Source organism: Micromonospora sp. Mcm103, assembly GCF_024519755.1.
Lineage (GTDB): Bacteria > Actinomycetota > Actinomycetes > Mycobacteriales > Micromonosporaceae > Micromonospora > Micromonospora aurantiaca.
In genome coordinates this window covers 161,759-184,069 of the sequence record NZ_JALJRJ010000004.1, presented here as the reverse complement: position 1 = coordinate 184,069, position 22,311 = coordinate 161,759, and the positions used below count along the sequence as shown (strand labels likewise).

Sequence of the window (22,311 nt, the reverse complement as noted above, 5' to 3'; positions counted from 1 at the left end):
GCGTCCTGCCGGCCGAGCGCGGCATCGACGAGGCAGCCGCCGTCCTGCGCGCCGGCGGGCTGGTCGCCTTCCCCACCGAGACGGTCTACGGGCTGGGCGCCAACGCGCTCGACGCCCGGGCCGCCGCGCGGATCTTCGAGGCGAAGGCCCGGCCCAGCTTCGATCCGCTGATCAGCCACCTCGCCGACGCCGCCGACCTGGCCGCGCTCGTGGGCGAGGTGCCCGCGGCGGTGGCCGAGCTGGCGAAGCGGTTCTGGCCGGGCCCGCTCACCCTGATCGTGGACCGGCCGGAGATCATCCCGCCGATCGTCACCTCCGGCCTGGACACGATGGCGGTACGCGTACCGGACGAACCGTCGGCGCGGGCGCTGATCGCGGCGGCCGGCGTGCCGGTGGCGGCGCCGAGCGCGAACCGGTTCGGCCAGCTCAGCCCCACCCGGGCCGAGCACGTGGTGGCCGGGCTGGGTGGCGCGGTGGACCTGGTGCTCGACGGCGGGCCCACCCGGTGCGGCATCGAGTCGACGATCGTGGACGCGCGCGGCGACCGGCCGGTGGTGCTGCGGCTGGGCGCGCTGCCGGTCGAGGCGATCGTCGAGGCGGTCGGCCCGGTCGAGGTGCGCCAGGGCAGCTCCGGTCAGCCGGTCGCGCCCGGGACGCTCGCCGCGCACTACGCCCCGCGTACCCCCTTGCGGTTGGGCGCGGCGACCGAGCCCGGCGGTGGCCGGCGGGGCTTCCTGGCCTTCCGGGAGCCACCGGCGGACGGCGACTGGGCGGCGGTGGAGGTGCTGTCGCCGGACGGTGACGTGACGGCGGCGGCGGCGCGCCTGTTCGACGCGCTGCACCGGCTCGACGCAGCAGGGGTGACCGAGATCGTCGCCGAGCCGGTGCCGGAGACCGGCGTGGGCCGCGCGATAAACGACAGGCTGCGCCGGGCCGCCGCCACCTGGCACTAAGAACCGGGCTGCGGCAGGCGGTCGACCAGCTTGGTCAGCGCACCGTTGGCGAACGTCGCGCCGAGCGCCGAGCCGGTGGCGATGGTCCAGCCCACCGGGCCGAGCGGGGTGCAGCCGAAGAAGTGGCTGACACCAGGCGTCTGCACCACCGCCACGAGCACGCCCACCGACGCGGCGGTGGCGGCGAGCACGCTGGGGCTGGTGCCGCCGGCCAGCACGGTCTGCCCGAGCTGGGTGCCGATCAGCGAGGCGAGCGCGACGGTGCTGGCGCGTCGCTGGGTGCCGGTCCACCTGGCGATCGTCCAGCCGGCGGTCGCGCCCAGCGTGGTCGCCGCCGCGCGCAGCCCGATCTCCCGGGTCATGGTGACGCCGAGCGAGGAGTCCGGGCCTTCCCGCAGCAGGTGGTCGGCGCTGTCGTCGGCGGGCGGGCGGACCGCGATGGCGAGCGCCGGCGCCAGGTCGGTGAGCAGGTTGACCAGGAGAAGTTGCCGGCCGCCCAGGGCGGACCTGCCGGTCGCGGCGGCGCTGAGCACGCTGAACGCGATCTCACCGAGGTTGCCGCCGACCAGGATGCTCAGCGCGTGCCGGACGGACGACCACATGGCGCGTCCCTCGACCAGCGTGGCGATGATCGTCTCCAGCCGGTCGTCGGTGACCACCAGGTCGGCGGCGGCGCGGGCGGCGGGAGTGCCCCGCTGACCGAGCGCGATGCCGACGTCTGCCAGCCGGATCGCCGGCGCGTCGTTGGCGCCGTCACCGGTCATCGCGACGGTGCGGTCCTGGCGCTGCAACGCCTGGATGATCCGTACCTTGTGCGCGGGCGTGCAGCGCGCCACCACGTCGGTGGCCATCAGGCGCTCGGCGAGCGCGGCGTCGTCCAGCCGGTCCAGGTCCGTGGCGGTGACGACGCGCTGGCCGCCGTCGTCCGGGCTGATCGTGGCGGCGATCGCCTCGGCCGTGGCCGGGTGGTCGCCGGTGATCATGACGGTGTGCACGCCCGCGGCCCGGATCCGGGCCACCGCCGGCCGGGCGCTGTCCCGCACCCCGTCGGCGAGCGTCAGGAAACCCACGAAGACCAGCCCGTTCACCTGCTCGTCGCTGATCTGCTCGGTGGAGACCCGGCACTCGGCCACGGCGAGGATTCGGTGCCCGGCACCGGCCCGCCCGGCCAGCATGGCCTGCACCTCCTCGCGACCGGCCGCATCGAGCGGCCGGTCCCCCTCGGCGGTGCGCCGGGACGCGCAGCGCGGCAGCACCGACTCGGGGGCGCCCTTCACGCTCAGCAGCAGCCCGTCGGCGGCGCGCCCGACGAAGGCGCTGTAGCCCCGGGACGGCTCGAACGGCATCCCGGCCGTGGCGGTCCACTCCGCCGCGCCGGTCCGCTCGGTCACCCCGGCGGAGTCGGCGCCGTGGCGTACCGCCCGGTCGGTCTGCTGCGGCAACTCGTCCGGGTCGTCAGCGGCCGGGGTGGCCCGCACGGCGGCGGCGAGCGTCGACCGGAGCGGCTCGTCCAGTTCGTCCAGCACGGCGTACCGGCCGTCACCGGTACCCACCCCGGCCAGCAGCAACTTCCCCTCGGTGAGCGTTCCGGTCTTGTCGAAGCAGAGCACGTCGACCCGGCCCAGCGCCTCGATGGTCCGGGGGTTGCGGACCAGGGCGCCGTGCTCGGCCAGCCGCCGCGCCGCCGCCAGCTGCGCGGCACTGACCAGGAACGGCAACCCCTCCGGCACCGACGCCACGGCCAGGTTCGCGGCGGTCGCCGCCGTCTCGGCAAGGGGTACGCCCCGAAGCAGCCCCGCCCCGGCGACAGCGATCGCCGAGGCAGCCGCCAGGGGTACGGCGCTGCTCGTCAGCTTGCCCAGTCGCGCCTCCACGCCACTGGCGGGCGGAGCCTCCCGGGCCATCGCGAGACTCCGCCCGGCCTCGGTCTCCGCACCGGTCGCCACCACCACGGCGGTGCCGTGCCCGGCGGCCACAGTGGTGCCCTCGAACACCATCGAGTGCCGTTCGGCGACGGCCGCCGCCACCACCGGTTCCGGACTCTTCGCCACCGGCAGCGACTCGCCGGTCAACGACGACTCGTCCGCCTCCAGCCCGTCGCTCGTCAGCACCCGGCAGTCGGCCGGTACGGCGTCCCCGGAACTGACCGTGATCACGTCGCCGCGTACCAGTTCCTCGGCGGGCACCACCCGCTCGGCGCCGTCGCGCAGCACCCGGGCGGTGACCGCCGAGCGGGACAGCAGCTCGGCCAGGGAGCGTTCGGTGTTGCGCTGGTGCACGGCGCCGACCAGCGCGGACCCGCCCACCACACCGCCGACCAGTGCGGCGTCGACGAGCGAGCCGAACGCGGCTGAGAGCACCGCACCGGCGGCCAGCACCGGGGTGAGCGGGTTGGACAGCTCCTCGACGAACGAGCGAAGCAGCCCGGCCGGGCCGTGCTCGTCACCGACCTCGACGCGCCGCCGGCGGGCCGCCTCCTCCTCGGTCAGCCCGGACGGGTCGGTGGCGAGCTGTTCCAGGACGGTCTGCGCCGGCATCAGGTGCCAGGCGGTGAGCGCGGGCATCGGTGCGCCGGTCCGGTCCGGCAGCCGGTGCGCCCGGACCACGCCGTGCGCGAACGCGAGCGCCGCCGCGCCGTTCACCGCCGCCAGGGTCGGGCGGGGCAGCCGTCGCCGGTCGGCGGTGAACGCGGCGAGCGCGCCGAGCCCGCTGCCGGCCATCGCGATCCGGACGTTCTGCGCGGTCATCCGGCGGGCCACCCCGGCGGCGTCGACGAGCAGCGCCGGTACCCGCAGGTCGTCACCGACCAGCAGGTGCGCGCCCCACGGCGGCAGGTCGTCCGGGCCGTACACGCCGAGGCCGCAGTCCGAGGCGGCTAGTGCCGACCGCTCACCGGAGACCACCATCACCACCGCGCCCTCGCGTTGCAGGTCGTGCACCGCGTCGGCGAGCCGGGCACCACCGGGTACGAGCAGATCCGCGAAGTCGTACCGGCCGTCGTCCGCGCCGCCCACCACGAGCCGCAGGCCCGCCTGGCGGGCGGCCGACGCCAGCGCGTCCACGCCCGGCGCGGGCTCCGGCTCGACCCGCAGGACGGCGGCGAGCCGGCCGTTCTCGGCGAGCCCGAGCAGCCGTCCACCGTCGGCGCGCAGCCGGGCGCTGTCCGGGGTGTCCCCGGGATCGTCGGCGCCGAGGCGGTCCAGCGGGCCGATCCGCCAGCCGTCGGCGGCGCGTACCGCGTCCGGCGCGGCCGGGTCGAACAACGCGAACGCCCGGGCGGCGACCTGCCCGGTGTCGGCGTCGGCCAGCGGCGCGAGGTCGGCCAGGACACCCCGGTCCGAGCCGAGCACCGCCGCGTCGAGCACCACCGTGTCGATCCGGTCCAGCTCCCGCAGCACACTGCGGTCCATCGCGATCACGCCGCGCCGGGCGAGCATCCGGCCGAGCTGGGCGCCGTACCCCTCGCGGCCGGAGCCGGGCGCCTTCGGCAGCGAGGACAGCGCCAGCGCGGCGGCCCGCTTCGGTCCCAGCACCGGCAGCGCCGCCGCCCCGGCGACCGCGCCGGCCGGGAGCACGCGCTTGGCGTACCGCTCGGGCTGACCGTCCGGCACCGGGCAGGGCCGCTCGCCGTCCGGCACCCGCGCCACAGCCCGCTCCGGGTCACCGGTCAGGTGCGGTTCGGCCCGCCGCCACGCGGCCAGTTGCGCGGCGCTTTCGCCCCACTGCACCACGCGCTGCGCGCCGTCCAGCACGATGCCGGCCCAGCCGCCGGTGAGGCCCTGCACCACGGCCTCGGCCAGCGGGAACAGCACCTCGGCGCGCGGGTCGGCGCGGATGCCCAGGCCGGCCAGCGCGTGCAGCTTCGGGTGCAGGTCGACGGCGCCGAGCAGCCCGGCCACCTCGGCGGGGATGGGAGTGAGCGGCAGGACACGGGTGGCAGCGGAGATGCTCAACCCGAGCACGTCGGACAGCAGCGCGCCGAACGTCCGCGCGGTACGCGGTCCGTCCTCGGGCGGCTGCGGCGGCTCGATTTCCGGGTCCGGCTCGTACGGGCAGGTCTGCTCCACGCGCGCCACAGTGGCGATCAGGTCGCGCAGCTTCGGTGCCGGATCCCCGGTCGCCACCACCACCCGGCCGGACGGCGCGTTGACCCGCGCCCAGGTGACGCCCGGCATCGACTCCAGCGCCGCCTCGACCTGGCGGGCCAGCCGGTCGCCGCCGTCCTGGCAGACGCCGTGCACCTCGATGTGGTGGCGGCCGTCCTGCGACCACACGCGGCGGCTGGTCAGCCCGGTGAGGCGGGCCAGCCGGGCCGCCGCCGTACCGACGCTGCCCGCCACCTCGCTGACCCGGGCCGGCACGGCGTCCGTGGGCAGCACCGAACCGACGGTACGCGCGACACGCGCGGCGGTCTCCGGTACGACCGTAGGAGACAGCAGGAGGCCGGCGAACCGTCCCAGCGCCATCTCGCCTCCCGGTCTCGTCCCGGCGGCCCGACTTCCCGGCGCGGCGTCCGTCATGCCACCCCGACGGCAGAAGTTTCCGGGCATCACCCCGCTGTTCCCGCCGGACGAGACGCGCGCCACAGTTGACCTCAACCGGGGGTGAGGTCCGAGGCTGAACGCCATGACCAGCACCACCGCCGTACCGGCTGACCCACCCGTCGACCTCTGGTCGCCGCGCCTGCGGGCGATGACCGTGGGCAGTGTCGCCCTGGTGTCCCTGCTCGCGTTCGAGGCGCTGGCGGTGGGCACCGCCATGCCGACGGTGGCGCGCAGCCTCGACGGGCTCGGCCTGTACGCGCTGGCGTTCGGCGGTTCGTTCGCCTCCGGCGTGGTGGCGATGGTCGCCTCCGGCATCTGGTGCGACGCGCGCGGGCCGCGCCCGGCCATGTGGCACGGGGTCGTCTGGTTCGTCGCCGGGCTGGTGGTGGCCGGCGCCGCGACGACCATGGAGGTGCTGGTCGTCGGTCGGGTGGTGCAGGGCTTCGGCTCCGGACTGGTCTCGGTGGCGCTGTACGTGGTCGTCGGTCAGGCGTACCCGGAGCAGTTGCGGCGGCGGATCTTCGCCGCGTTCGCCGCCGCCTGGGTGGTGCCGTCGCTGGTCGGCCCGGCGCTGGCCGGGCTGATCGTGGAACATCTGGGCTGGCGGTGGGTGTTCCTCGCGGTGCCGGCGGTGGCGATCCCGGCGGCGCTGCTGGTCCAGCCGGGCCTGCGGGCGCTGACCGCCACCGTGGCGACCCGCCCGCCGGCGGGCGCGCTGGCCCGGATCGGCTGGGCCTGCGGGGCGGGGGCGAGCGCCGCACTGCTGCACTACGGGGGGCAGCAGCGCGGCGTGCTCGCCGCCGCCCTGATCGCCGGGGCGCTGGCCGGGCTGTTCGTCTGCGTGCCGCACCTGCTGCCGGCCGGGTTCCTGCGCGCGGCGCGGGGACTGCCGACGGTGATCGGCCTGCGCGCGCTGGCGTCGGCGGCGTTCGTGGCCGCCGAGGTGGTGATCCCGCTGATGCTGTCCGGGGAGCGCGGTTTCTCGCCCACCGGCGCCGGCCTGGTGCTGACCGTCGGGGCGCTGTCCTGGTCGGTGGGCTCGTGGATCCAGGGGCGGATCGGCTCACCCCGTTCGGCGGCGACGCTGCCCCGGGCCGGGCTGGCCTGCATCACGATCGGTACGGCGGGCGTGGCGTCGGCGCTGGTGCCCGGACTGCCGGTGCTGCCGGCCGTGCTGAGCTGGTCGGTGGCCGGGTTGGGCATGGGCCTGCTCTATCCGTCGCTGTCGGTGCTCACCCTGGAGCAGTCCGCCCCGGCCGAGCAGGGCCGCAACAGCTCCGCGCTGCAACTGGGCGACTCGCTCGCCGCCGCCACCGTGCTGGCGCTCACCGGCGCGGTGCTGGCCGCCGGCGCGTCTCCCGGCCCGGCCGGCTTCGCGACCACGCTGGCCGTCGCAGCCGCCTGCGGTCTGCTGGGCCTGCTGCTGGCCGGCCGGGTGGTCCTCCGCCCCACCCCTTGACCCCCGCCCCCGCCCCCCCACCCCGTTGATCAAGGAGTTCGGGTCAGGTTTCGAGCCTCCATCCGACACGAACTCCTTGGTCAACAACGATCAGTGGGGTCGGGGCGGCGCTCGGGGGCGCAGGATCGGGGTGGAAGGGCGGGAGCGGGTGGCTGTCACGATCCGGGTCGGCGTCCCGTCCCATCGTGGAGCCGCGGTGTGGCGGCTGCGCGGGTGTGGGAGGAGTGGCGATGCGGGTGCTGGTGACCGGGGCGACCGGGCGGCTCGGGCGGGTGGCGGTGCCCAGGCTTCGGGACGAGGGTTTCACGCTGCGCGCGATGAGCCGCGGGCCGCGTACCGGGGACGGGGTCGAGTGGGTGACCGCCGACCTGGCCACCGGTGCCGGGCTGGCGGAGGCGGTCGCCGGGGTGGACGCGGTGCTGCACCTGGCCTCGTCGCCGCGGCGGCGCACCCACGACATCGACGTGCTCGGCACCCGCCGGCTCGCGGTGGCCGCAGGTCACGCCGGGGTGCGTCACCTGGTCTTCGTCTCGATCGTCGGCGTCGACCGGGTGCCGTTGGGCTACTACCGGCACAAGCTCGCGGCCGAGCAGGTGGTGGCGGCCGGGCCGGTGCCGTGGAGCGTGTTGCGGGCGACCCAGTTCCCCGAGTTCCTGGACGGGCTGCTGCGCGGCGCGAGCCGCCTCGGCCCGGTGATCGGGGACCGGGCGGTGCTCGCCCAGCCGGTCGACCCGGGTGAGGTGGCGGACCGGCTCGCGGTCCTGCTGCTGGCCGGACCGTCGAACCGGGTGGAGGACTTCGGCGGACCGGAGGTGCTGCGCTACGACGACGCGGCCCGCGCCTGGCTGGCGGCCCGCCGGGTACGCCGTCCGCTGCTGCCGGTCCGGATCCCCGGCCGACTCGGGCGGGAGTTGCGGGCGGGTGGCCTCACCACGACCGCCACGCCGACCGGCGTCCGGACCTGGGCCGACCACCTCGCTGACACGTACGGGGGAACCGGCGGAAGATGAGAAGCGGTCGGGTCCGCACCGGTCTACGGTGACCGCATGCTGGTCTTCGTCGCCACAGTGGTCCTGTACGTCTTCGGTTTCGTCTTCCTCTACGGCGTGATCCGGGTCGGCGTCCGGCACGGCATTGAGGACGCCGAGGCGAACCGTCCCGAGGTGCTGCGCCGCCGGCAGCTCACCACGACCGAGAGTCGGGACTTCGCGCAGGAGAACGCGTTCCTCACCAATCCCAACTGAAGAGCGCGGGCGGGGTCCGGCGGGTCGATCCGCCGGGCGGGTGCGAGGATCGCGCCATGATGGGGACGCTGAAGACGGAGCCGGCCCGGACGCGGCTCGACCTGCTCGCCCCGCCGGTCGCCGCCGCGGTGCAGGTGTGGCCGGCCGAGGCCCCGGTGGACGTGGACGACGTGCTGGTCGCCCCGATCGACGCCGACCTGGCCGACACCGCTGCCTTCTGCGAGGCGTACGAGGTGGGGCTGGAGGAGTCGGCGAACTGCGTGGTGGTCGCCGGCAAGCGCGGCGGCGAGACCCGGTACGCGGCCTGTGTCGTGCTCGCCACCACCCGCGCCGACGTGAACGGCGTGGTCCGCAAGCTGCTCGACGTTCGCAAGGCGAGCTTCGCGCCGATGGCCGAGGCGGTCGAGCTGAGCGGCATGGAATACGGCGGCATCACGCCGATCGGCCTGCCGGCGGACTGGCCGATCCTCGTCGACTCTCGGGTGATCGCCACGCCGCACGTCATCATCGGGTCGGGTGTACGGCACAGCAAGATCGCCCTGCCCGGGCCGGCGCTCGGCGCGCTGCCCGGGGCGAGGGTGGTGGAGGACCTGGCCCGGCCGGCCTAGGTCCTCATCCGCATCGATCTTGTTCCACGTGAAACATCAGGCTGCCGCTTCGCGCTGCGCCACCTCGCGCAGCGCGGCGAGCAGCGTCTCCGGCTCCTGCGCGCCGGTGACCGCGTACTTCCCGGCCAGCACGAACGTCGGCACGCTGGAGACGCCGAGCTGGTGGGCGGTGCTCAGGTCGGCGGCGACCTCCCGGCGTCCCAGGTTCGACTCCAGGTACTGCCGCGCCTCGGTCTCGTCCAGCCCGGCCTCGCCGGCCAGCGTGACGAGCGCGTCGATCGAGCCGACGTCGACGCCGTCGTGGAAGTGCGCCCGGTAGAGCCGCTCGACCATCTCGGCGGAACGCCCGTGCTCGGTGGCGAAGCGCACCAGGCGGTGCGCGTCGAACGTGTTCGCGGCCACCGCCCGGTCGAACCGCAGGTCGAGGCCCGCGCCCGCGGCGACGCCGGTGACGTGCGCGGCCATGCCCTCGGCCTTGTCCCGCCCGCCGAACTTGTCGCCGAGCGCCTCCAGCAGCGGCTTCGGCTCGGTGACCGGCGTCGGGTCCAGCTGGAACGGCCGGAACCGGACGTTCACCTCGCCGTCGTACGACTCCAGAGCCTGTTCCAGCCGGCGCTTGCCGATCCAGCACCAGGGGCAGACCACGTCGGCGTAGATCTCGATGTCCATGACCAGCGACAACCCGCGGGTCAGGAGATCTGTTCCCGGACCTGGCGCTTGAGCCGGGCCAGGATGGCGGTGCCGCCGCGTACGCGCAGCGGGCTGATCGCCTGCGCCAGGCCCATCCGCTGGTAGAGGTCGTCCGGTACGGCGAGCACCTCCTCGGCGCTCGCCCCGGCCAGCCCTTCGGCGAGGATGCCGGCGAACGCCCGGGTCGTGGGCGCCTCCGGCGGGCAGTCGAAGACAGTGCTCACCGTCTTGTCGGCGTTCACCTCGGCGCGCAGGAAGAACGCGGTCTGGCACTCGGGGACCTGCTCCAGCTCCTCCCGGTTGACACCCTCGGGCAGGGGCGGGATCACGTCGGCGAACTCCAGCAGCATCTCCAGGACGACGTCGCGGGGCGCGGCGGCGAACTCGTCGACGATCTCGGCCAGCTTGGTCGGCATCTCGGGCATGGGTCGAGGCTATCCGCCGCCGAGCACCGCCACCCGGCGGTGCCGGGCGGGGCCCCGCGTCACGCGAGCGGGGCCCGCCCGTCACACGTTCGGTGCGGCCTCGCTGATGTCGCTGAGCGCCGACTGGGGGTCGAGCTGCATGGCGAGGTCACCGAGGGAGACGATGCCGACGAGCTTGCGCTCGTTGTCGCACACGAGCACCCGGCGGATGTTGCGTTCGCGCATCAGCGCCGCCGCCTCGTTGGCCGTGCAGTGCTGCTCGATCATCACCACCTCGCGGGTGATGATCGAACCGATGGTGGTGGCGCCGGGGTCGGCGCGCTCGGCCACCGCCCGGACCACGATGTCGCGGTCGGTCAGCATGCCGGCGAGCGTGGCGCCGTCGGTCACCACCACGTCGCCGATGTCCGACTCCTTCATCACCCGGGCCGCCTCGTCCAACGGGGTCTCCGCCGGGAGGTAGACCACCTGCCTCGTCATCACGTCACTGACGCGGAACATGAGAGCCTCCGAACGCTTCGGTCGATCCGTCTGCGGTACCCGGTGGCGCGATCGCTACACCCCGTCGCGGCGCGTCGCGCCCACCTCGTCGCGCAGGCGCTCCACGATGGCCTCCACCGGCAGCTCGGTGCGCTCGCCGGTGGCCCGGTCGCGCAGTTCCACGTACCCGTCGGCCAGGCGGCGGCCGACCACGACGGCGCGCGGGATGCCGATCAGCTCGGCGTCGGTGAACTTCACCCCGGCGGACACGTGCGTGCGGTCGTCGACAAGCACCCGCAGGCCGGCGGCGGCGAGGCGCCCGCCGAGGTCGAGCGCCGCGTCGAGCTGCGGCCCCTTCCCGGCGGCGATCAGGTGTACGTCGCACGGCGCGACCGCCGCGGGCCAGGCCAGCCCCCGGTCGTCGTGGTGCTGTTCGGCCACTGCGGCGACCGCCCGGGACACGCCGATGCCGTAGCAGCCCATCGTGGGCCGGACCGGCTTGCCCTCGGGGCCGAGCACGTCGACCGCGAACGCGTCTGTGTACCGGCGTCCGAGCTGGAAGATGTGCCCGACCTCGATGCCCCGCCGGATGGTCACCTCGCCGTCGGCGCAGGCCGGGCAGGGATCCCCGGGCCGCACCTCGGCCGCCTCGATCGTGCCGTCCGGTACGAAGTCGCGCCCGCACACCACGTCGGTGGCGTGCCGGCCCGGCTCGTTCGCGCCGGTCAGCCACGTGGTGCCGGGCACCACGCGGGGGTCGACCAGGTAGCGGATGCCGTGCTTGGCGAGGATCTGCGGCCCGATGTAGCCGCGGACCAGCTCGGGGTGGGCGTCCCAGTCCTCGAAGACCGCCACTGTGGCCGGGGCGAGCACCGCCTCCACCCGCTTGAGGTCCACCTCGCGGTCGCCGGGCAGGCCGATCACCAGCGGCTCGGCCTGTTCGGCGCCGGGCCGGCGGACGGTGAGGACCACGTTCTTCAACGTGTCGGCGGCGGTCCAGCCGGTGCGCCCGCCCAGCTTCCGGGCCTCGGCCAGCTCGACCAGGGCCGCGATGGTCGGCGTCTCCGGGGTCTCGTGCACCTCGGCGGGCGGGTGCGCGTCGGGGTCACCGGCGGCCGGGGCGCGGGTCACCACCGCCTCGGTGTTCGCCGCGTAGTCGCAGGCGGTGCAGCCGACGAACGTGTCCTCGCCGACGGGCGTGGCGGCCAGGAACTCCTCCGACGCGGACCCGCCCATCGCGCCGGACATCGCGTGGACGGTGGTGAAGTCAAGCCCGAGCCGAGTGAAGACGCGCTCGTAGGCGGCCCGGTGCCGGTCGTACGCCGCCTGGAGCCCGGCTTCGTCCAGGTCGAACGAGTAGGCGTCCTTCATCAGGAACTCGCGCCCGCGCAGCAGACCGGCCCGGGGCCGGGCCTCGTCGCGGAACTTGGTCTGGATCTGGAACAGCGTCACCGGGAAGTCCCGGTACGAGGTGAACAGGTCCTTCACCAGCAGCGCGGCCAGTTCCTCGTGGGTCGGCGCGAGCAGGTGATCGGCGCCCTTGCGGTCGGCGAGCGTGAAGATGTCGTCCCCGTACTCGGTCCACCGCCCGCTGGTCCGGTACGGCTCGGCCGGGAGCAGCGCCGGGAAGTGCACCTCCTGGTCGCCGATCGCGGTCATCTCGTCCCGCACGATCGCGGTGATCCGGTCCAGCACGAGCTTGCCCAGCGGTAGCCAGGTGTAGCCGCCCGGTGCGGCCCGGCGGACGTATCCGGCGCGCAGCAGCAGCCGGTGGCTCGGCACCTCAGCGTCGGCCGGGTCCTCGCGCAGGGTCCGGAGCAGCAGGGTCGACATGCGCAGCAGCATTGCCGCAGCTTATGGCGCGAGCGGACGACGGGGCGATCCCTTTCCGCGCCCGTGTCGGGTGAGGTTGTCGCGGGGGCGGGGTAGGAAGGGTGGCATGGTGGATCGACCGACGTTGGAGCTGAGCAGTTTCGTGCTCGACGCACCGTCCGCACAGGATCTCGCCGCGTTCTACGAGCGGCTGCTCGGCTGGCACCGGCGGGAGGACGAGCCGGACTGGGTGGTGCTCGCACCGCCGGGCGGCGGCACCTGGCTGGCCTTCCAGGACGAGCCGGCCTACGTGCGCCCGGTGTGGCCCGCCGGTCCCGGCGACCCGCCGATGATGACCCACCTGGACATCAAGGTCGACGACCTGGAGGCCGCCTCGGCTTACGCGGTGTCGGTGGGCGCGACGGTGGCCGACTTCCAGCCGCAGGACGACGTCCGGGTGCACCTCGACCCGGCCGGTCACCCGTTCTGCCTCTACCTGTGACGGGTGACCGGCTCCCACGACCGGTCAGCTGACCTTGGTGCGGTAGATCGCCGTCGCGGCGGCGTAGGCGGCCAGGAGCAGGCCGGCGCACCAGGCGAGCGCGATCCAGACGTCGTTGCCGACGGGTTGCTGAGCGAAGAGCGCGCGGAGGGTGTTCACGATCGACGTCACCGGCTGGTTGTCGGCGAACCAGGCGACCGGGCCGGGCATCGAGTCGGTGGGGACGAACGCCGAGCTGATGAAGGGCAGGAAGATCAGCGGGTAACTGAAGGCGCTCGCGCCGTCGACGGTCTTGGCGGACAGGCCCGCGATCACGGCGACCCAGGTCAGGGCGAGGGTGAACAGGATCAGGATGCCGGCGGCGGCGAGCCAGCCGACCACCGATGCGCCCGTCCGGAATCCCATGATCAGGGCGACGCCCGTGACGATCACGAGCGAGGCCAGGTTGGCGACGAGTGAGGTCAGGACATGCGCCCAGAGCACCGAGGGCCGCGGGATCGGCATCGACTGGAAGCGCTCGAAGATGCCGCCCTGCATGTCGAGGAACAGGCGGTACGCCGTGTAGGCGATGCCGGACGCGATCGTGATGAGGAGGATGCCCGGGAGCATGTAGTTGATGTACGACTCGCCGGATCCGGTGTTGATGGCTCCACCGAGCACGTACACAAAGAGCAGCATCAGCGCGACGGGGGTGACCGCCGTGGTGATGATGGTGTCCGGGCTGCGGAGGATGTGCCGCAGGGAGCGGCCGGTTAGGGTTCCGGTGTCGCTGAGGACGTGGATGGTCATCGGGATTCCTCCCCTGCGGGCACGGCTGCCTTGTCGGCGGTACTGGCGGTGCGGCCCACGAGGGCGAGGAAGACGTCCTCAAGGGTCGGCTGCTTCTCGACGTACTCGACCTTCGCGGTCGGGAGAAGCTGCTTCAGCTCGGCGAGAGTGCCGTTCTGGATGATCGTTCCCTGGTGCAGGATCGCGATCCGGTCGGCGAGTTGCTCGGCCTCGTCGAGGTACTGGGTGGTGAGCAGGATGGTGGTGCCGTCCTCGGCGAGCTGCCGCACGGTCCGCCAGACCTCGATGCGGGCCTGCGGGTCGAGGCCGGTGGTCGGCTCGTCGAGGAACACGACCGGCGGGTTGCCGACGAGACTCATCGCGATGTCCAGCCGCCGGCGCATGCCGCCCGAGTACGTCCCCGCCCGGCGGTTCCCCGCGTCGGTGAGCGAGAACCGGGCCAGCATGTCGTCGGCGATCGCACCCGGACTCTTCAGGTGGCGGAGCTTCGCGACCAGGACCAGGTTCTCCCGGCCGGTGAGCACTTCGTCGACGGCGGCGAACTGACCGGTCAGGCTGATCGACTCGCGTACCTCGGCGGGAGCCGAAGCGACGTCGAAGCCGTGGACGGTCGCGGTGCCGGTGTCCGCCTTCAGCAGCGTCGACAGGATCCGCACGAGCGTGGTCTTTCCGGCGCCGTTCGAGCCGAGCAGCGCGAAGATGCTCCCGGCCTTTACTTCGAAGTCGACGTCCCGCAGCACGTGCAGGTCCTTGTAGGACTTGGTGATGCCGCGCACCCGGATGGCGGGTTCGCGCGTCGCGGTGGTCATGAGTGTTCCTCCCCGCTGTTGCCGGCGGCGGCGTCGATCGCCTTCCGGAGGCGCTCGCGCTCCTTGTCCATCCACTGCCTCCCGGAGTACGCAGACACGAACGTCTCGGCGAACTCGACCGGGTCGTCGCCGACGATCGCGCGGACGGGCGTGTTGTCGGCGACCGCGCGCTCCCAGAGGTCCACGGAGTCGCCGAGCATCGCGACGAGTGTGTTCCCGTCGACGATCCCTCCCTGGTACATGAAGTACCGCTGGAGCGCCTTGGCCGCGCTGCGATGGGGTTCCGGCAGGGCCTCCATGCGGGCCATGTGCCGCTTGTACTGCTTCTTCTGGTCGAGCGATCCGACGAGCGTCTCGATCCACTTCGCGGCCATGCTCATGCTCCTTCGTCGTGCCGGTCGTCGTTGTCACGGAGGTGGTCGATGCGTTCCGCGAGGACGCTCCACGTCCGCCAGAACTCGGCGAGCTGCTCCCGCCCCTTTGCATTGATCGAATACACCTTTCGCGGGGGCCCCTTCTCGGAGGGAACCTTCTCCACGTCCACGAAACCGCGTTGCTCGACGCGGACGAGCAGCGCGTAGATGGTGCCTTCCGCGATGTCCGAGAATCCGCGGTCGCGCAGCCAGGCGGTGATCTCGTAGCCGTACGCGGATCGGCGGGCCAGGATCGCCAGGACGATGCCTTCGAGAGTGCCCTTCAGCATCTCCGTCATCTGGTTGGCCATGTCCTCGTTCCCTTGCTATTAAGCGTCGCTGAATACCAGTAGAAAGTAACACTAGGTACCGGTAGCTAGCAACGCTTAATACCGGGGTCTCGGAGGGAGAACCGCTTCCTCTACGTTCGGCGGATGACCACCATTCCGTCGGCTCGTGCCGCGAGCCAGTACGCGACGACCACCGGCAACCTGACCGCCCGCATGGCCCTGCACTCGTACGGCACGAACCCGCAGGACTGGTTCGCCTGGCTGGGCGGGCGGCTGCCGCTGACCGGGGACGTGCTGGAGGTCGGCGCCGGCACCGGCGAGCTGTGGCGCCGGGTCGGCCGTCGCGGCCGGCTCACCCTCACCGACTTCTCACCCGCCATGTGCGCGCGGCTGCGCGAGTTCGGCCCGGTGATCGGGCGTCCCGACCTGGCCGTCCGGTTCTACGACCGGAACGACGTCACCGCCGAGGCGACACCGGCACGGGTCGCCGCCCACCTCGACGACGTGACGGTCGAGCGCTACCCGGACGAGCTGGTCGTGCCCGCCGCGGAGCCGATCCTCGCCTACGTCGCCAGCATGATCGGGCCGCTCACCGCCGCGCAGGAGGCGGCCGCCCGCGCCGCGATCCAGGCCCGCATCGACGCCGAAGGCGCCTTCCGGGTCCGCAAGCACACGGTGCTGATCAGCGCGGCGCGCGGCTCCCGCTGACCCGGACGAAGGCACGCCAGGCGTCGGGCGTGAAGGTGAGTACCGGCCCGGCCGGGTCCTTGCTGTCCCGCACCCCGACCACAGCGGCCAGGTTGTCCGCCACCTCGACACAGTCGCCCTGGGTGCCGCTGCGTGTGGACTTCCGCCAGATCGCTCCGGTCAGCTCCACGAGGTCATCACGTCCTTCATCAGCTCGACCGACTGCCGGCGCGGTAGTGCCTCGCTGCGGACACTCTCCCATCTGGACAGCAGGATAGCCACGTCCTCGTCCTTGTCGACCACGACGCCGCCGAGTTGGTTCTCCAGATGACCGACCCAGCCGCCGTCTGTGCCCCGGGCCAGCGCGAACGGTCCGACCAGGCCGACGTGCACGGTGACCGAGGTCGGCACGATGTGGATGTCGACGTGCGGGCGCTCGGCGCACTCGACGAGGTGCGCGATCTGCTCGGCCATGAGTCCGCGGTAGCCCTCGTCGGCGCGCCGCAGGACGGACTCCTCGATGACGGCGATGTACTTCGGGCGGCCCGGGTCGGAGAGGATCGACTGCCGGTCCAGCCGCACTCCGAGGCGCCGTTCCACCTCGTCATCGGTGATCAGGTCATCCGTGCGGATCATCGCGCGGGCGTAGTTCTCGGTCTGGAGCAGTCCGGGCACCAGGGTCGGCTGGTAGGTGCGCAACTGCTGCGCCTGGCGTTCGGCTTCGAGCCAGGGGCGGAACCAGCTCGGCTGGCCGTCGCGCTCGGCGAGCTTGAGCAGCGACATCAACAGCCCGCCGGTGCCGAGCACCTCGTCGGCCCGGGCGAGGAAGAACCGGTCGAGCGGCCGGTGGCCCAGCTCGACCGCCGACACCTGGGAGCCGGAGAAGTGCACGAGCCTCCCGAACTCCTCCTGGCTCAGCTCGGCCCGCACCCGCAGCCGCCGCAGTTGCGCGCGGATCAGCTCGGCGGTCGGCTCGTTCTCCACACGCCCTCCCCAGTCGGCCGCCGGTCTCCCGGCCTCTCCCCGGACCGGCCACGACGACTTCCGAGAGTAGTGGTCGGCTCAGCAGACTGTCACGCATGAACCTTCCCGTACCGCGGCTCGGGCCGTACCCCGATCGGCCCCGCCCCTACCCGCCGGACCACCCGGCCCACCTGCCGATCCGGCCGCTCTGGCTCTGCCGCGCCTGCGGCGGACCGTGGCCCTGTGCGCAGGCCCGCCTGCTGCTCAAGGCCGAGTACGCGGACCACCCCGTCGACCTGGCCGTCTACCTGTCCGGGCTCTACCACGAGGCCACCCATGACCTGTTCCGCCTCAACCCGCAGGACGGGCCGACCTCGCGCGAGCTGTTCGAGCGGTTCGTCGGCTGGGGCCCGTACCGGCGGGGCAACGCCGATACGATGCCCGCGACATGACAGCGACCGGGGACTTCGAGCTGACCATGGACGAGCTGCGCGAGGTGGCGAGGTACGCGGTCCGCCACGCGGAGGACGTCCTCCCGGTCTACGAGCGGGCGGTCCCCGGCGACCCGCGTCCGCGCGCGGCTGTCGACGCGGCCTGGACGTTCGCACGCGGCGCCGCCCGGACGAGACTCCAGCGGGTCACGTCCCTCGACGCGCACCGGGCCGCCCGGTCCGCGCCCACCGAGTCCGCGCGCCTGGCCGCCCGGGCCGCCGGTGACGCCGCCGCTGCCGCGTACCTGCACCCGATCGGGAAGGCCACCCAGGTCGGCCACATCCTGCGGGCCGCCGCCAACGCCGCGCGCGTCGCCGAACTTGAGGCCGGCGGCGACGAGACCGTGGGCACGGCGGTGCTGGACGGGTACCGGCGGCTCGCCACGCCCGTACTGGTCGACGTGCTGCGCCGCTATCCGCCGCTGACCGGCGGTGGCAGCCGGGTCGCCCGGCTGATGAGCACACTGGACCACGACCTGCGCCAGGACGCCGCCGGGCCGGAGGCCGCGTCGTGATCCTGCCGAAGGTCCGCGATCCCCGGTTCACCACGATCCGCCGGGGCGGGACGCTCACCGACGAGCACCACCACCTGCTGGCGCTCTGGGCCGCCACCTGCGCGGAGCACGTCCTCGGCCTGTTCGAGGCGGTCCGGCCGGACGACAGCCGCCCACGCGAGGCGATCGAGCACGCCCGCGCCTGGGTGCGGGGCGAGGTCAGGATGATGGAGGCGCGCGCGGCCGGCGGGCACGCCATGGGCGCGGCCCGGGACCTGCGCGGCGCGGCCCGCAACGCCGCGTACGCCGCCGGTCAGGCCGCCGTCGTGGCCCACGTCGCCGCCCACGAACTCGGTGCCGCCGCGTACGCGATCAAGGCGGTACGCGCGGCGGCGCCCGCCGGTCTCGCCGAGGCGGCCGGGCGGGACGAGTGCCGGTGGCAGCGCGACCAGCTCCCGGCCGAGATCCGCGAGCTGGTCTTGGACGACCAACGGCTGCGCAACGACATCTGCTGGTCGGTCTTCGACTGCTGACGCCGACCGGGTCCTGTCGGGAAAGTGCCACAGGCGGCGGCAACCATGGCGTGGGCGGGTGGCGTCTCGGAAGGCGTCACGCTGATGCACCACCTGACCGCAAGGACCGGCTCGTGTGGACCCTCTCCTGCATCTGGCCGAGTCGATGCCGAGCGACATGCCCGAGCCCCGCGTGCGAAACACCGTCGCCGTCGCGCGACACCGATGGGTGGGGGTCGTGCGGCTCGGACGGTAACGCTGTGCGATCTCTCCAGCGGTACGCCTGGGCGTCATCCGCCGCTGCCGTCACCCTTCGCGCTCGTGACCGTCCCCTCCGGTCGCCTGCTAGCGGGCGGGCACCAGCAACGGGCGGCGCCGGGCGGAGCGATCACGAAACTATCCGCCAACGCTGGCTCGCGCTGCCGTCACACGTGTCGAAGCTGACCGGCTCACCGGGGCCGTGGGAGGTCAGGCAACCGCTCTTGTTCGCCCTGTGGAGCTGACGTTTGCCGGAGTCGTAGACCCACCCGTTCAGATTTCCGAAGTTGGCCGGCGACAGCATGCCGATCCCGTCGTAGCGGATGGTGAACTGCATGGACGGGAAAGACTTCACGACCACAATGTCGTCCGACTCGAATTCCCATCGCTGGCCGGGCTGGTTCCGCCAGGCGGCGGTCACCACCTTTGATCCGTGGTCCGTGCCGGTGGTGCTGAGAACGGTGCCGTCAGAACTCACGATCACCATGCTGTCGCGGTTGAAAGGCCCCGAGGGTAGGCCCGTGGTGCGAGGCGTGGTTTTGGTCGGCGACGGGGTGCCCGAATCGTTCTTGGACGGAGGATCCCCGGCCGAAGGGCTGGTGGCCGCACCCGGGCCGCCGTCGGCTGCACCCGTCGGACCCCTCTCGCCGGGCACATTGGGGGAATTGGGGGCATCGGCAGGACGGGCGCTCCCGCCAGCGGCCGGGGAGGAGGTGCCCACGGCGGCAAGATTGGCCGGTGGGTCGCCGGCCGAAGGCTCACGGGATGCCGCCCCACCATTGGCGAGATAGGTCCCCAGCGACACCGCCACCAGTACACCGGCCACCGTGCCGACAGCCGGTAGAAGCCATTTCCGGCGACGGGTGTCGGCCGGCGACATGACGTGGGTCCTCAGGTCCGGCAGCTTCGTCAACTTCGCGCCGACCGACTCCGGGGTGGTGTCTTGGCCGGGGTCGACGGCAGTGAACCCTTCTGGGCCAATCAACGCGGTGGCAGTCAGCGTCGGTGCGATGCCGGGTACTCTGACAGGGACGGTCAACGCGGCACCGACCTGGGAAAGAGTCTCCTCAAGGCTTGCGGGCAGCCAGCCTTGCCCGGCGGTTGCCGCGCTGCGTTCGACGTAGGCGGCGATAACCTCCTGCGGAGTGGGGCGCAGCTCCGGCTCTTTGTTCAGGCACCGGCTGATCAGCTCGCGGAGGCCCGGATCGGCGATCCCGTCGAGGTGGGGTTCGCCCTGCGTGATGCGGTAGACGAGTTCTGCGCTGCTGCCGGCCCGGAACGGGGCCGTCCCGGTGGCGGCGAAGGCGACAACCGAACCGAGCGCGAAGACATCCGTGGCCGGGGTGGACCGCTCCCCACGCAGCTGTTCCGGTGACATGTAGGACGGCGTTCCCATCAGCACGCCGGTCTGGGTGAGGTCGACCTCGCCGTCGGCCCGCGAGATGCCGAAATCGATGACGCGGGGGCCATCGGCAGCGAGCAGTACGTTGCCGGGCTTGAGGTCCCGGTGGACAATGCCGGCGGCATGGATGGCTTTGAGCGCTTCGCACACCCCGGCGGCGAATCGCCACACGCCGGGCAACGGCAGCGTTCCGTGGCGCGCGACGGCGACGGCCAGATTCGGGCCCGGCACGAAGGCAGTCGCCAGCCAGGGCCGGACGGCGTCGGAGTCGTGGCTGAGCACGGGGGCGGTGAAGATGCCGCCGACCCGCCTGGCGATGGCCGCCTCACGCGCGAAGCGGGCCCGGAAGGCGTGATCGGTCGAGTACGGGTGCTTGACGACCTTTACCGCCACCGCCCGGCCGGCCTGGGTCACTCCGAGATAGACGGATCCCATGCCACCCTCGCCTATCCGGCCGAGCAACTGGATGTCGCCCACCACCACCGGATCGTCCGCGTCCAGAGGAAGGAACGTCAGCCCCAACTCGGGCAGGGTCGGGATGATGTCACTCACTCGGCGCCCCCTCGTCGTCACCGCGATGCTACAGAGGCCGAAAAGCTACGACGCAAGGGCATTGTCTGATCGCGATAAACAAACGATTGACACCCTTGGGTACTCGCGCTGGGATACGTATCCCATTAGCTAGACGCCTCACGGTTTCGCCATCGAGGCTTGCGGTACTGTCCGACTCCCTTGGATACGATGGATCCGTTGGAGTCATCAATCTCAGGTCTACTGGCCTGGTCGATTGTCCCAAACTCGATAGCGGTGAGCCGGCCGAGGCGTCGTTGCCGTCGGCGGCGGTGGTAGGTGGTTCGATCCAGGTCACGATGGCCAGGCGTAGTTCGTGGCGGGTGGTCAGCACCGACGGCACGGTGCTGGTCCGGCGCGACAACGGCATCAGCGTTCTGGACAAGCGTTTCCAGCCGGTCGGCACCGTGACCGAGCCGGCCGGGCTGAGCGGGGCGCCGCTGCTGGCTTACGTGCCTGCCTGACGATGGGCGACGCGGGGCGGGTCACCGACGGGTGGCCCGCCCGCGTCGTTTTCAGCGCAGCACGGTGATCGCCGCGTCCGCCGTTACCTGCTTCCACGGCACCAGCACCACAATGCCGTCGCGTTCCAGCACCTTCGCGTCGCTGCCCTCGGTGCCGGCCGACAGCGGCGCCTCGGCCACCACTGTGACCTCGCCGGTGGCCGGGTCGATCCGGACCAGCCGCGGGGCGAGGTCACGCCGGTCGCCCACCTCCCATGCCAGCAGGCCCTGCTCGTCGAGGCGGACGAGTTCCACCTCGCTGTCGGTGTGCCCGGCCGACACCCAGCGCCGCTTGCCGGTGGCCAGGTCGATCGCCACCACCTGGTTGGCCTGGCGCATCTTGCCGCCGACGTTCGTCGCCTCGGTCGGCAGGTAGAGCGTGTCCGCGTCGGCCAGGTAGGGCCGGATCTCCGGCCCGCTGACCGTGTTGGAGCGGTTGATCGGAAGGTCGCTGAACCGCGTACCGTCGACGGGGTTGCCGAACGTGGCCCGCGCCTTGCCGGCGGCGTCGCGCGCGACGAACGTCTCGCTGACGAGGCCGGGCAGGCTGACCAGCGGGTCGACGCTCAGCACCCCGGCGCTCTGCTGCGCGGCGGGCAGTTTCTGCTGCCAGCGCGGCTTGCCGGTGGACGGGTCCAGGCCGAGCAGCGCGCCCTGGTCGCCGTCGCAACGCGCGGTGACCACCGCCTGGTCCCCGGCGGCCTGCGCCTGGGTCAGACGGCAGTCCCGGCCGGGCAGCAGGCGGTCCGCGTCGGTCTGCCACAGCCGCTTGCCGTCGGCCAGCGCGTAGCCGAGCACGCTCTCGCCACTGCGGACGACCACCTGCCCGGCGGTCACCGACAGGTCCGGGGCGACGATCTCGGAGCGGCCCGTCCGGCGTTCGACGGGGAACGTCGCCCGCCACGTCTGCGTGCCGGCGGCCGCGTCGAACCCGACGAGCGTGTCGCAGGAGTCGGCGGAGCCGAGCGCCACCACGCCGCGTCCCTCGGCCATCGTCTGCGCGGCCGTGCACAGCGAGGTCGCCTGCGGCGCGGGCACGCCCCACGCCTGGGCGCCGTCGTCGAGCCGGTAGGCGACGACGCCGTCCGGCTGGGCCCGCACCACCGCGTCGCCGATCAGCCAGGCGCCGAACATGTCCTGGCCGTCGTACGTCTTCAGCCCGTTGCGCTGGAGTTCCGGGAAGTCGAGCACCCACGCGGTGCGCAGCTTCTTCCCGTCGTCACCGCCGCCGATCAGCCGGGACACGCCGTAGGCGGTGCCGGCCGCGACCGCGAGCACCGCCACCAGGCCACCGGCGACCAGCAACGCCACGCGTCCGCGCCGCTTCGGCGCCGCCGGCGGCGCACCGGCCGCACCCGGCCGGCCCGCCGGTGGGTACGCGGGCGGATGCTGATGCTGATGCTGGTACGTCAT

24 protein-coding genes and 1 pseudogene are annotated in these 22,311 nt (G+C 73.1%); 11 read left to right on the top strand and 14 right to left on the bottom strand.

Going from position 1 to position 22,311, the window contains the following annotated elements:
- Positions 1-5 precede the first annotated feature (5 nt).
- Complete coding sequence (locus OC439_RS08065; RefSeq protein WP_262013023.1) at positions 6-953, top strand: L-threonylcarbamoyladenylate synthase; 948 nt, start codon at positions 6-8, stop codon at positions 951-953.
- Here OC439_RS08065 and OC439_RS08060 read toward each other — a convergent pair.
- Positions 950-5,419, bottom strand: coding sequence for a cation-translocating P-type ATPase (locus tag OC439_RS08060; protein ID WP_262012892.1), 4,470 nt, complete (start codon positions 5,417-5,419; stop codon positions 950-952). The two genes, OC439_RS08065 and OC439_RS08060, sit on opposite strands and share 4 nt — an antisense overlap.
- A gap of 160 nt (positions 5,420-5,579) precedes the next feature.
- Here OC439_RS08060 and OC439_RS08055 point away from each other — a divergent pair, with 160 nt between their 5' ends.
- The 4 genes from OC439_RS08055 (at position 5,580) to OC439_RS08040 (ending at position 8,808) form a co-directional block, all read left to right on the top strand.
- Complete coding sequence (locus OC439_RS08055; protein ID WP_262012891.1) at positions 5,580-6,956, top strand: MFS transporter; 1,377 nt, start codon at positions 5,580-5,582, stop codon at positions 6,954-6,956.
- Between the two features lie 230 nt (positions 6,957-7,186).
- Entirely contained in the window at positions 7,187-7,966 is a 780-nt protein-coding gene (locus OC439_RS08050) for an SDR family oxidoreductase (RefSeq protein WP_262012890.1), read from the top strand.
- 36 nt (positions 7,967-8,002) lie between these two features.
- Entirely contained in the window at positions 8,003-8,200 is a 198-nt protein-coding gene (locus OC439_RS08045) for a hypothetical protein (protein WP_013283252.1), read from the top strand.
- A 59-nt stretch (positions 8,201-8,259) separates the two neighbouring features.
- Positions 8,260-8,808, top strand: a complete 549-nt coding sequence (locus tag OC439_RS08040; RefSeq protein ID WP_262013022.1) for a YbaK/EbsC family protein — start codon at positions 8,260-8,262, stop codon at positions 8,806-8,808.
- Between the two features lie 36 nt (positions 8,809-8,844).
- On the opposite strand, the gene OC439_RS08035 is transcribed toward OC439_RS08040, so the two are convergent.
- The 4 genes from OC439_RS08035 to OC439_RS08020 form a co-directional block, all read right to left on the bottom strand.
- Positions 8,845-9,477: a DsbA family protein gene (locus OC439_RS08035; RefSeq protein WP_013283254.1), complete on the bottom strand. Its 633-nt coding sequence runs from the start codon at positions 9,475-9,477 to the stop codon at positions 8,845-8,847.
- Positions 9,478-9,497: 20 nt separating this feature from the next.
- Positions 9,498-9,923 carry a SufE family protein gene (locus OC439_RS08030; protein WP_013283255.1) on the bottom strand — a complete coding sequence of 142 codons (426 nt, stop codon included), beginning with the start codon at positions 9,921-9,923 and terminating at the stop codon, positions 9,498-9,500.
- A gap of 81 nt (positions 9,924-10,004) precedes the next feature.
- Positions 10,005-10,424 (bottom strand): CBS domain-containing protein, encoded by a 420-nt coding sequence (locus OC439_RS08025; protein WP_262012889.1) that lies wholly within the window; start codon positions 10,422-10,424, stop codon positions 10,005-10,007.
- 54 nt (positions 10,425-10,478) lie between these two features.
- Entirely contained in the window at positions 10,479-12,248 is a 1,770-nt protein-coding gene (locus OC439_RS08020) for a proline--tRNA ligase (RefSeq protein ID WP_262012888.1), read from the bottom strand.
- Between the two features lie 94 nt (positions 12,249-12,342).
- Between OC439_RS08020 and OC439_RS08015 the strand changes: the two genes are divergently transcribed.
- Positions 12,343-12,717 (top strand): VOC family protein, encoded by a 375-nt coding sequence (locus OC439_RS08015; RefSeq protein WP_262012887.1) that lies wholly within the window; start codon positions 12,343-12,345, stop codon positions 12,715-12,717.
- 24 nt (positions 12,718-12,741) lie between these two features.
- Here OC439_RS08015 and OC439_RS08010 read toward each other — a convergent pair whose 3' ends face one another.
- From OC439_RS08010 to OC439_RS07995, 4 genes are read right to left on the bottom strand one after another with little or no spacing between them, the layout of a single operon-like run.
- On the bottom strand, positions 12,742-13,506 hold the full coding sequence (locus OC439_RS08010; protein ID WP_013283259.1) for an ABC transporter permease: 765 nt from the start codon (positions 13,504-13,506) through the stop codon (positions 12,742-12,744).
- A complete protein-coding gene (locus OC439_RS08005; protein WP_262012886.1) occupies positions 13,503-14,315 on the bottom strand; it encodes an ABC transporter ATP-binding protein in 813 nt (270 codons plus the stop codon). Before OC439_RS08005 ends, OC439_RS08010 begins: the two co-directional genes overlap by 4 nt.
- Positions 14,312-14,689 carry a DUF1048 domain-containing protein gene (locus tag OC439_RS08000; protein WP_013283261.1) on the bottom strand — a complete coding sequence of 126 codons (378 nt, stop codon included), beginning with the start codon at positions 14,687-14,689 and terminating at the stop codon, positions 14,312-14,314. Before OC439_RS08000 ends, OC439_RS08005 begins: the two co-directional genes overlap by 4 nt.
- 2 nt (positions 14,690-14,691) lie before the next feature.
- Positions 14,692-15,039 carry a PadR family transcriptional regulator gene (locus OC439_RS07995; protein WP_262012885.1) on the bottom strand — a complete coding sequence of 116 codons (348 nt, stop codon included), beginning with the start codon at positions 15,037-15,039 and terminating at the stop codon, positions 14,692-14,694.
- Positions 15,040-15,162: 123 nt separating this feature from the next.
- Between OC439_RS07995 and OC439_RS07990 the strand changes: the two genes are divergently transcribed.
- Positions 15,163-15,726, top strand: a complete 564-nt coding sequence (locus OC439_RS07990; RefSeq protein WP_262012884.1) for a class I SAM-dependent methyltransferase — start codon at positions 15,163-15,165, stop codon at positions 15,724-15,726.
- On the opposite strand, the gene OC439_RS07985 is transcribed toward OC439_RS07990, so the two are convergent.
- Together OC439_RS07985 and OC439_RS07980 are read right to left on the bottom strand one after the other, a co-directional pair.
- A complete protein-coding gene (locus tag OC439_RS07985) occupies positions 15,701-15,895 on the bottom strand; it encodes a DUF397 domain-containing protein (protein WP_262012883.1) in 195 nt (64 codons plus the stop codon). The two genes, OC439_RS07990 and OC439_RS07985, sit on opposite strands and share 26 nt — an antisense overlap.
- Positions 15,886-16,689 (bottom strand): helix-turn-helix domain-containing protein, encoded by an 804-nt coding sequence (locus OC439_RS07980; protein WP_262012882.1) that lies wholly within the window; start codon positions 16,687-16,689, stop codon positions 15,886-15,888. Before OC439_RS07980 ends, OC439_RS07985 begins: the two co-directional genes overlap by 10 nt.
- Positions 16,690-16,784: 95 nt before the next feature.
- On the opposite strand from OC439_RS07980, the gene OC439_RS07975 reads away from it, so the two are divergent.
- From OC439_RS07975 to OC439_RS07965, 3 genes are read left to right on the top strand one after another with little or no spacing between them, the layout of a single operon-like run.
- On the top strand, positions 16,785-17,120 hold the full coding sequence (locus OC439_RS07975; protein WP_262012881.1) for a hypothetical protein: 336 nt from the start codon (positions 16,785-16,787) through the stop codon (positions 17,118-17,120).
- The gene (locus OC439_RS07970; RefSeq protein ID WP_262012880.1) at positions 17,117-17,674 is read left to right on the top strand and encodes a putative immunity protein; all 558 of its coding nucleotides are present in this window, start codon (positions 17,117-17,119) and stop codon (positions 17,672-17,674) included. The genes OC439_RS07975 and OC439_RS07970 overlap by 4 nt, the downstream gene beginning before the upstream one ends.
- Positions 17,671-18,186, top strand: a complete 516-nt coding sequence (locus OC439_RS07965; RefSeq protein ID WP_262012879.1) for a putative immunity protein — start codon at positions 17,671-17,673, stop codon at positions 18,184-18,186. The genes OC439_RS07970 and OC439_RS07965 overlap by 4 nt, the downstream gene beginning before the upstream one ends.
- Positions 18,187-18,553: 367 nt before the next feature.
- Here the strand turns inward: OC439_RS07965 and OC439_RS07960 are convergent, their stop codons facing one another.
- Positions 18,554-20,377, bottom strand: a complete 1,824-nt coding sequence (locus tag OC439_RS07960; protein WP_262012878.1) for a protein kinase domain-containing protein — start codon at positions 20,375-20,377, stop codon at positions 18,554-18,556.
- A gap of 221 nt (positions 20,378-20,598) precedes the next feature.
- A pseudogene (locus tag OC439_RS07955) lies at positions 20,599-20,720 on the bottom strand (IS3 family transposase); the annotation flags it as partial.
- Between OC439_RS07955 and OC439_RS07950 the strand changes: the two are divergent.
- Complete coding sequence (locus OC439_RS07950) at positions 20,695-20,859, top strand: hypothetical protein (protein WP_262012877.1); 165 nt, start codon at positions 20,695-20,697, stop codon at positions 20,857-20,859. The pseudogene OC439_RS07955 and the gene OC439_RS07950 overlap by 26 nt on opposite strands.
- A gap of 51 nt (positions 20,860-20,910) precedes the next feature.
- Here the strand turns inward: OC439_RS07950 and OC439_RS07945 are convergent, their stop codons facing one another.
- Positions 20,911-22,311, bottom strand: a complete 1,401-nt coding sequence (locus OC439_RS07945) for a PQQ-like beta-propeller repeat protein (RefSeq protein ID WP_262012876.1) — start codon at positions 22,309-22,311, stop codon at positions 20,911-20,913.

Coding starts and splice junctions, on each gene's coding strand:
- OC439_RS08060 (WP_262012892.1), bottom strand. CDS start 5,419: ATGGCGCTGGGACGGTTCGCCGGCCTCCTGCTGTCTCCTACGGTCGTA.
- OC439_RS08055 (WP_262012891.1), top strand. CDS start 5,580: ATGACCAGCACCACCGCCGTACCGGCTGACCCACCCGTCGACCTCTGG.
- OC439_RS08050 (WP_262012890.1), top strand. CDS start 7,187: ATGCGGGTGCTGGTGACCGGGGCGACCGGGCGGCTCGGGCGGGTGGCG.
- OC439_RS08045 (WP_013283252.1), top strand. CDS start 8,003: ATGCTGGTCTTCGTCGCCACAGTGGTCCTGTACGTCTTCGGTTTCGTC.
- OC439_RS08040 (WP_262013022.1), top strand. CDS start 8,260: ATGGGGACGCTGAAGACGGAGCCGGCCCGGACGCGGCTCGACCTGCTC.
- OC439_RS08035 (WP_013283254.1), bottom strand. CDS start 9,477: ATGGACATCGAGATCTACGCCGACGTGGTCTGCCCCTGGTGCTGGATC.
- OC439_RS08030 (WP_013283255.1), bottom strand. CDS start 9,923: ATGCCCGAGATGCCGACCAAGCTGGCCGAGATCGTCGACGAGTTCGCC.
- OC439_RS08025 (WP_262012889.1), bottom strand. CDS start 10,424: ATGTTCCGCGTCAGTGACGTGATGACGAGGCAGGTGGTCTACCTCCCG.
- OC439_RS08020 (WP_262012888.1), bottom strand. CDS start 12,248: ATGCTGCTGCGCATGTCGACCCTGCTGCTCCGGACCCTGCGCGAGGAC.
- OC439_RS08015 (WP_262012887.1), top strand. CDS start 12,343: ATGGTGGATCGACCGACGTTGGAGCTGAGCAGTTTCGTGCTCGACGCA.
- OC439_RS08010 (WP_013283259.1), bottom strand. CDS start 13,506: ATGACCATCCACGTCCTCAGCGACACCGGAACCCTAACCGGCCGCTCC.
- OC439_RS08005 (WP_262012886.1), bottom strand. CDS start 14,315: ATGACCACCGCGACGCGCGAACCCGCCATCCGGGTGCGCGGCATCACC.
- OC439_RS08000 (WP_013283261.1), bottom strand. CDS start 14,689: ATGGCCGCGAAGTGGATCGAGACGCTCGTCGGATCGCTCGACCAGAAG.
- OC439_RS07995 (WP_262012885.1), bottom strand. CDS start 15,039: ATGGCCAACCAGATGACGGAGATGCTGAAGGGCACTCTCGAAGGCATC.
- OC439_RS07990 (WP_262012884.1), top strand. CDS start 15,163: ATGACCACCATTCCGTCGGCTCGTGCCGCGAGCCAGTACGCGACGACC.
- OC439_RS07975 (WP_262012881.1), top strand. CDS start 16,785: ATGAACCTTCCCGTACCGCGGCTCGGGCCGTACCCCGATCGGCCCCGC.
- OC439_RS07970 (WP_262012880.1), top strand. CDS start 17,117: ATGACAGCGACCGGGGACTTCGAGCTGACCATGGACGAGCTGCGCGAG.
- OC439_RS07950 (WP_262012877.1), top strand. CDS start 20,695: ATGGCCAGGCGTAGTTCGTGGCGGGTGGTCAGCACCGACGGCACGGTG.
- OC439_RS07945 (WP_262012876.1), bottom strand. CDS start 22,311: ATGACGTACCAGCATCAGCATCAGCATCCGCCCGCGTACCCACCGGCG.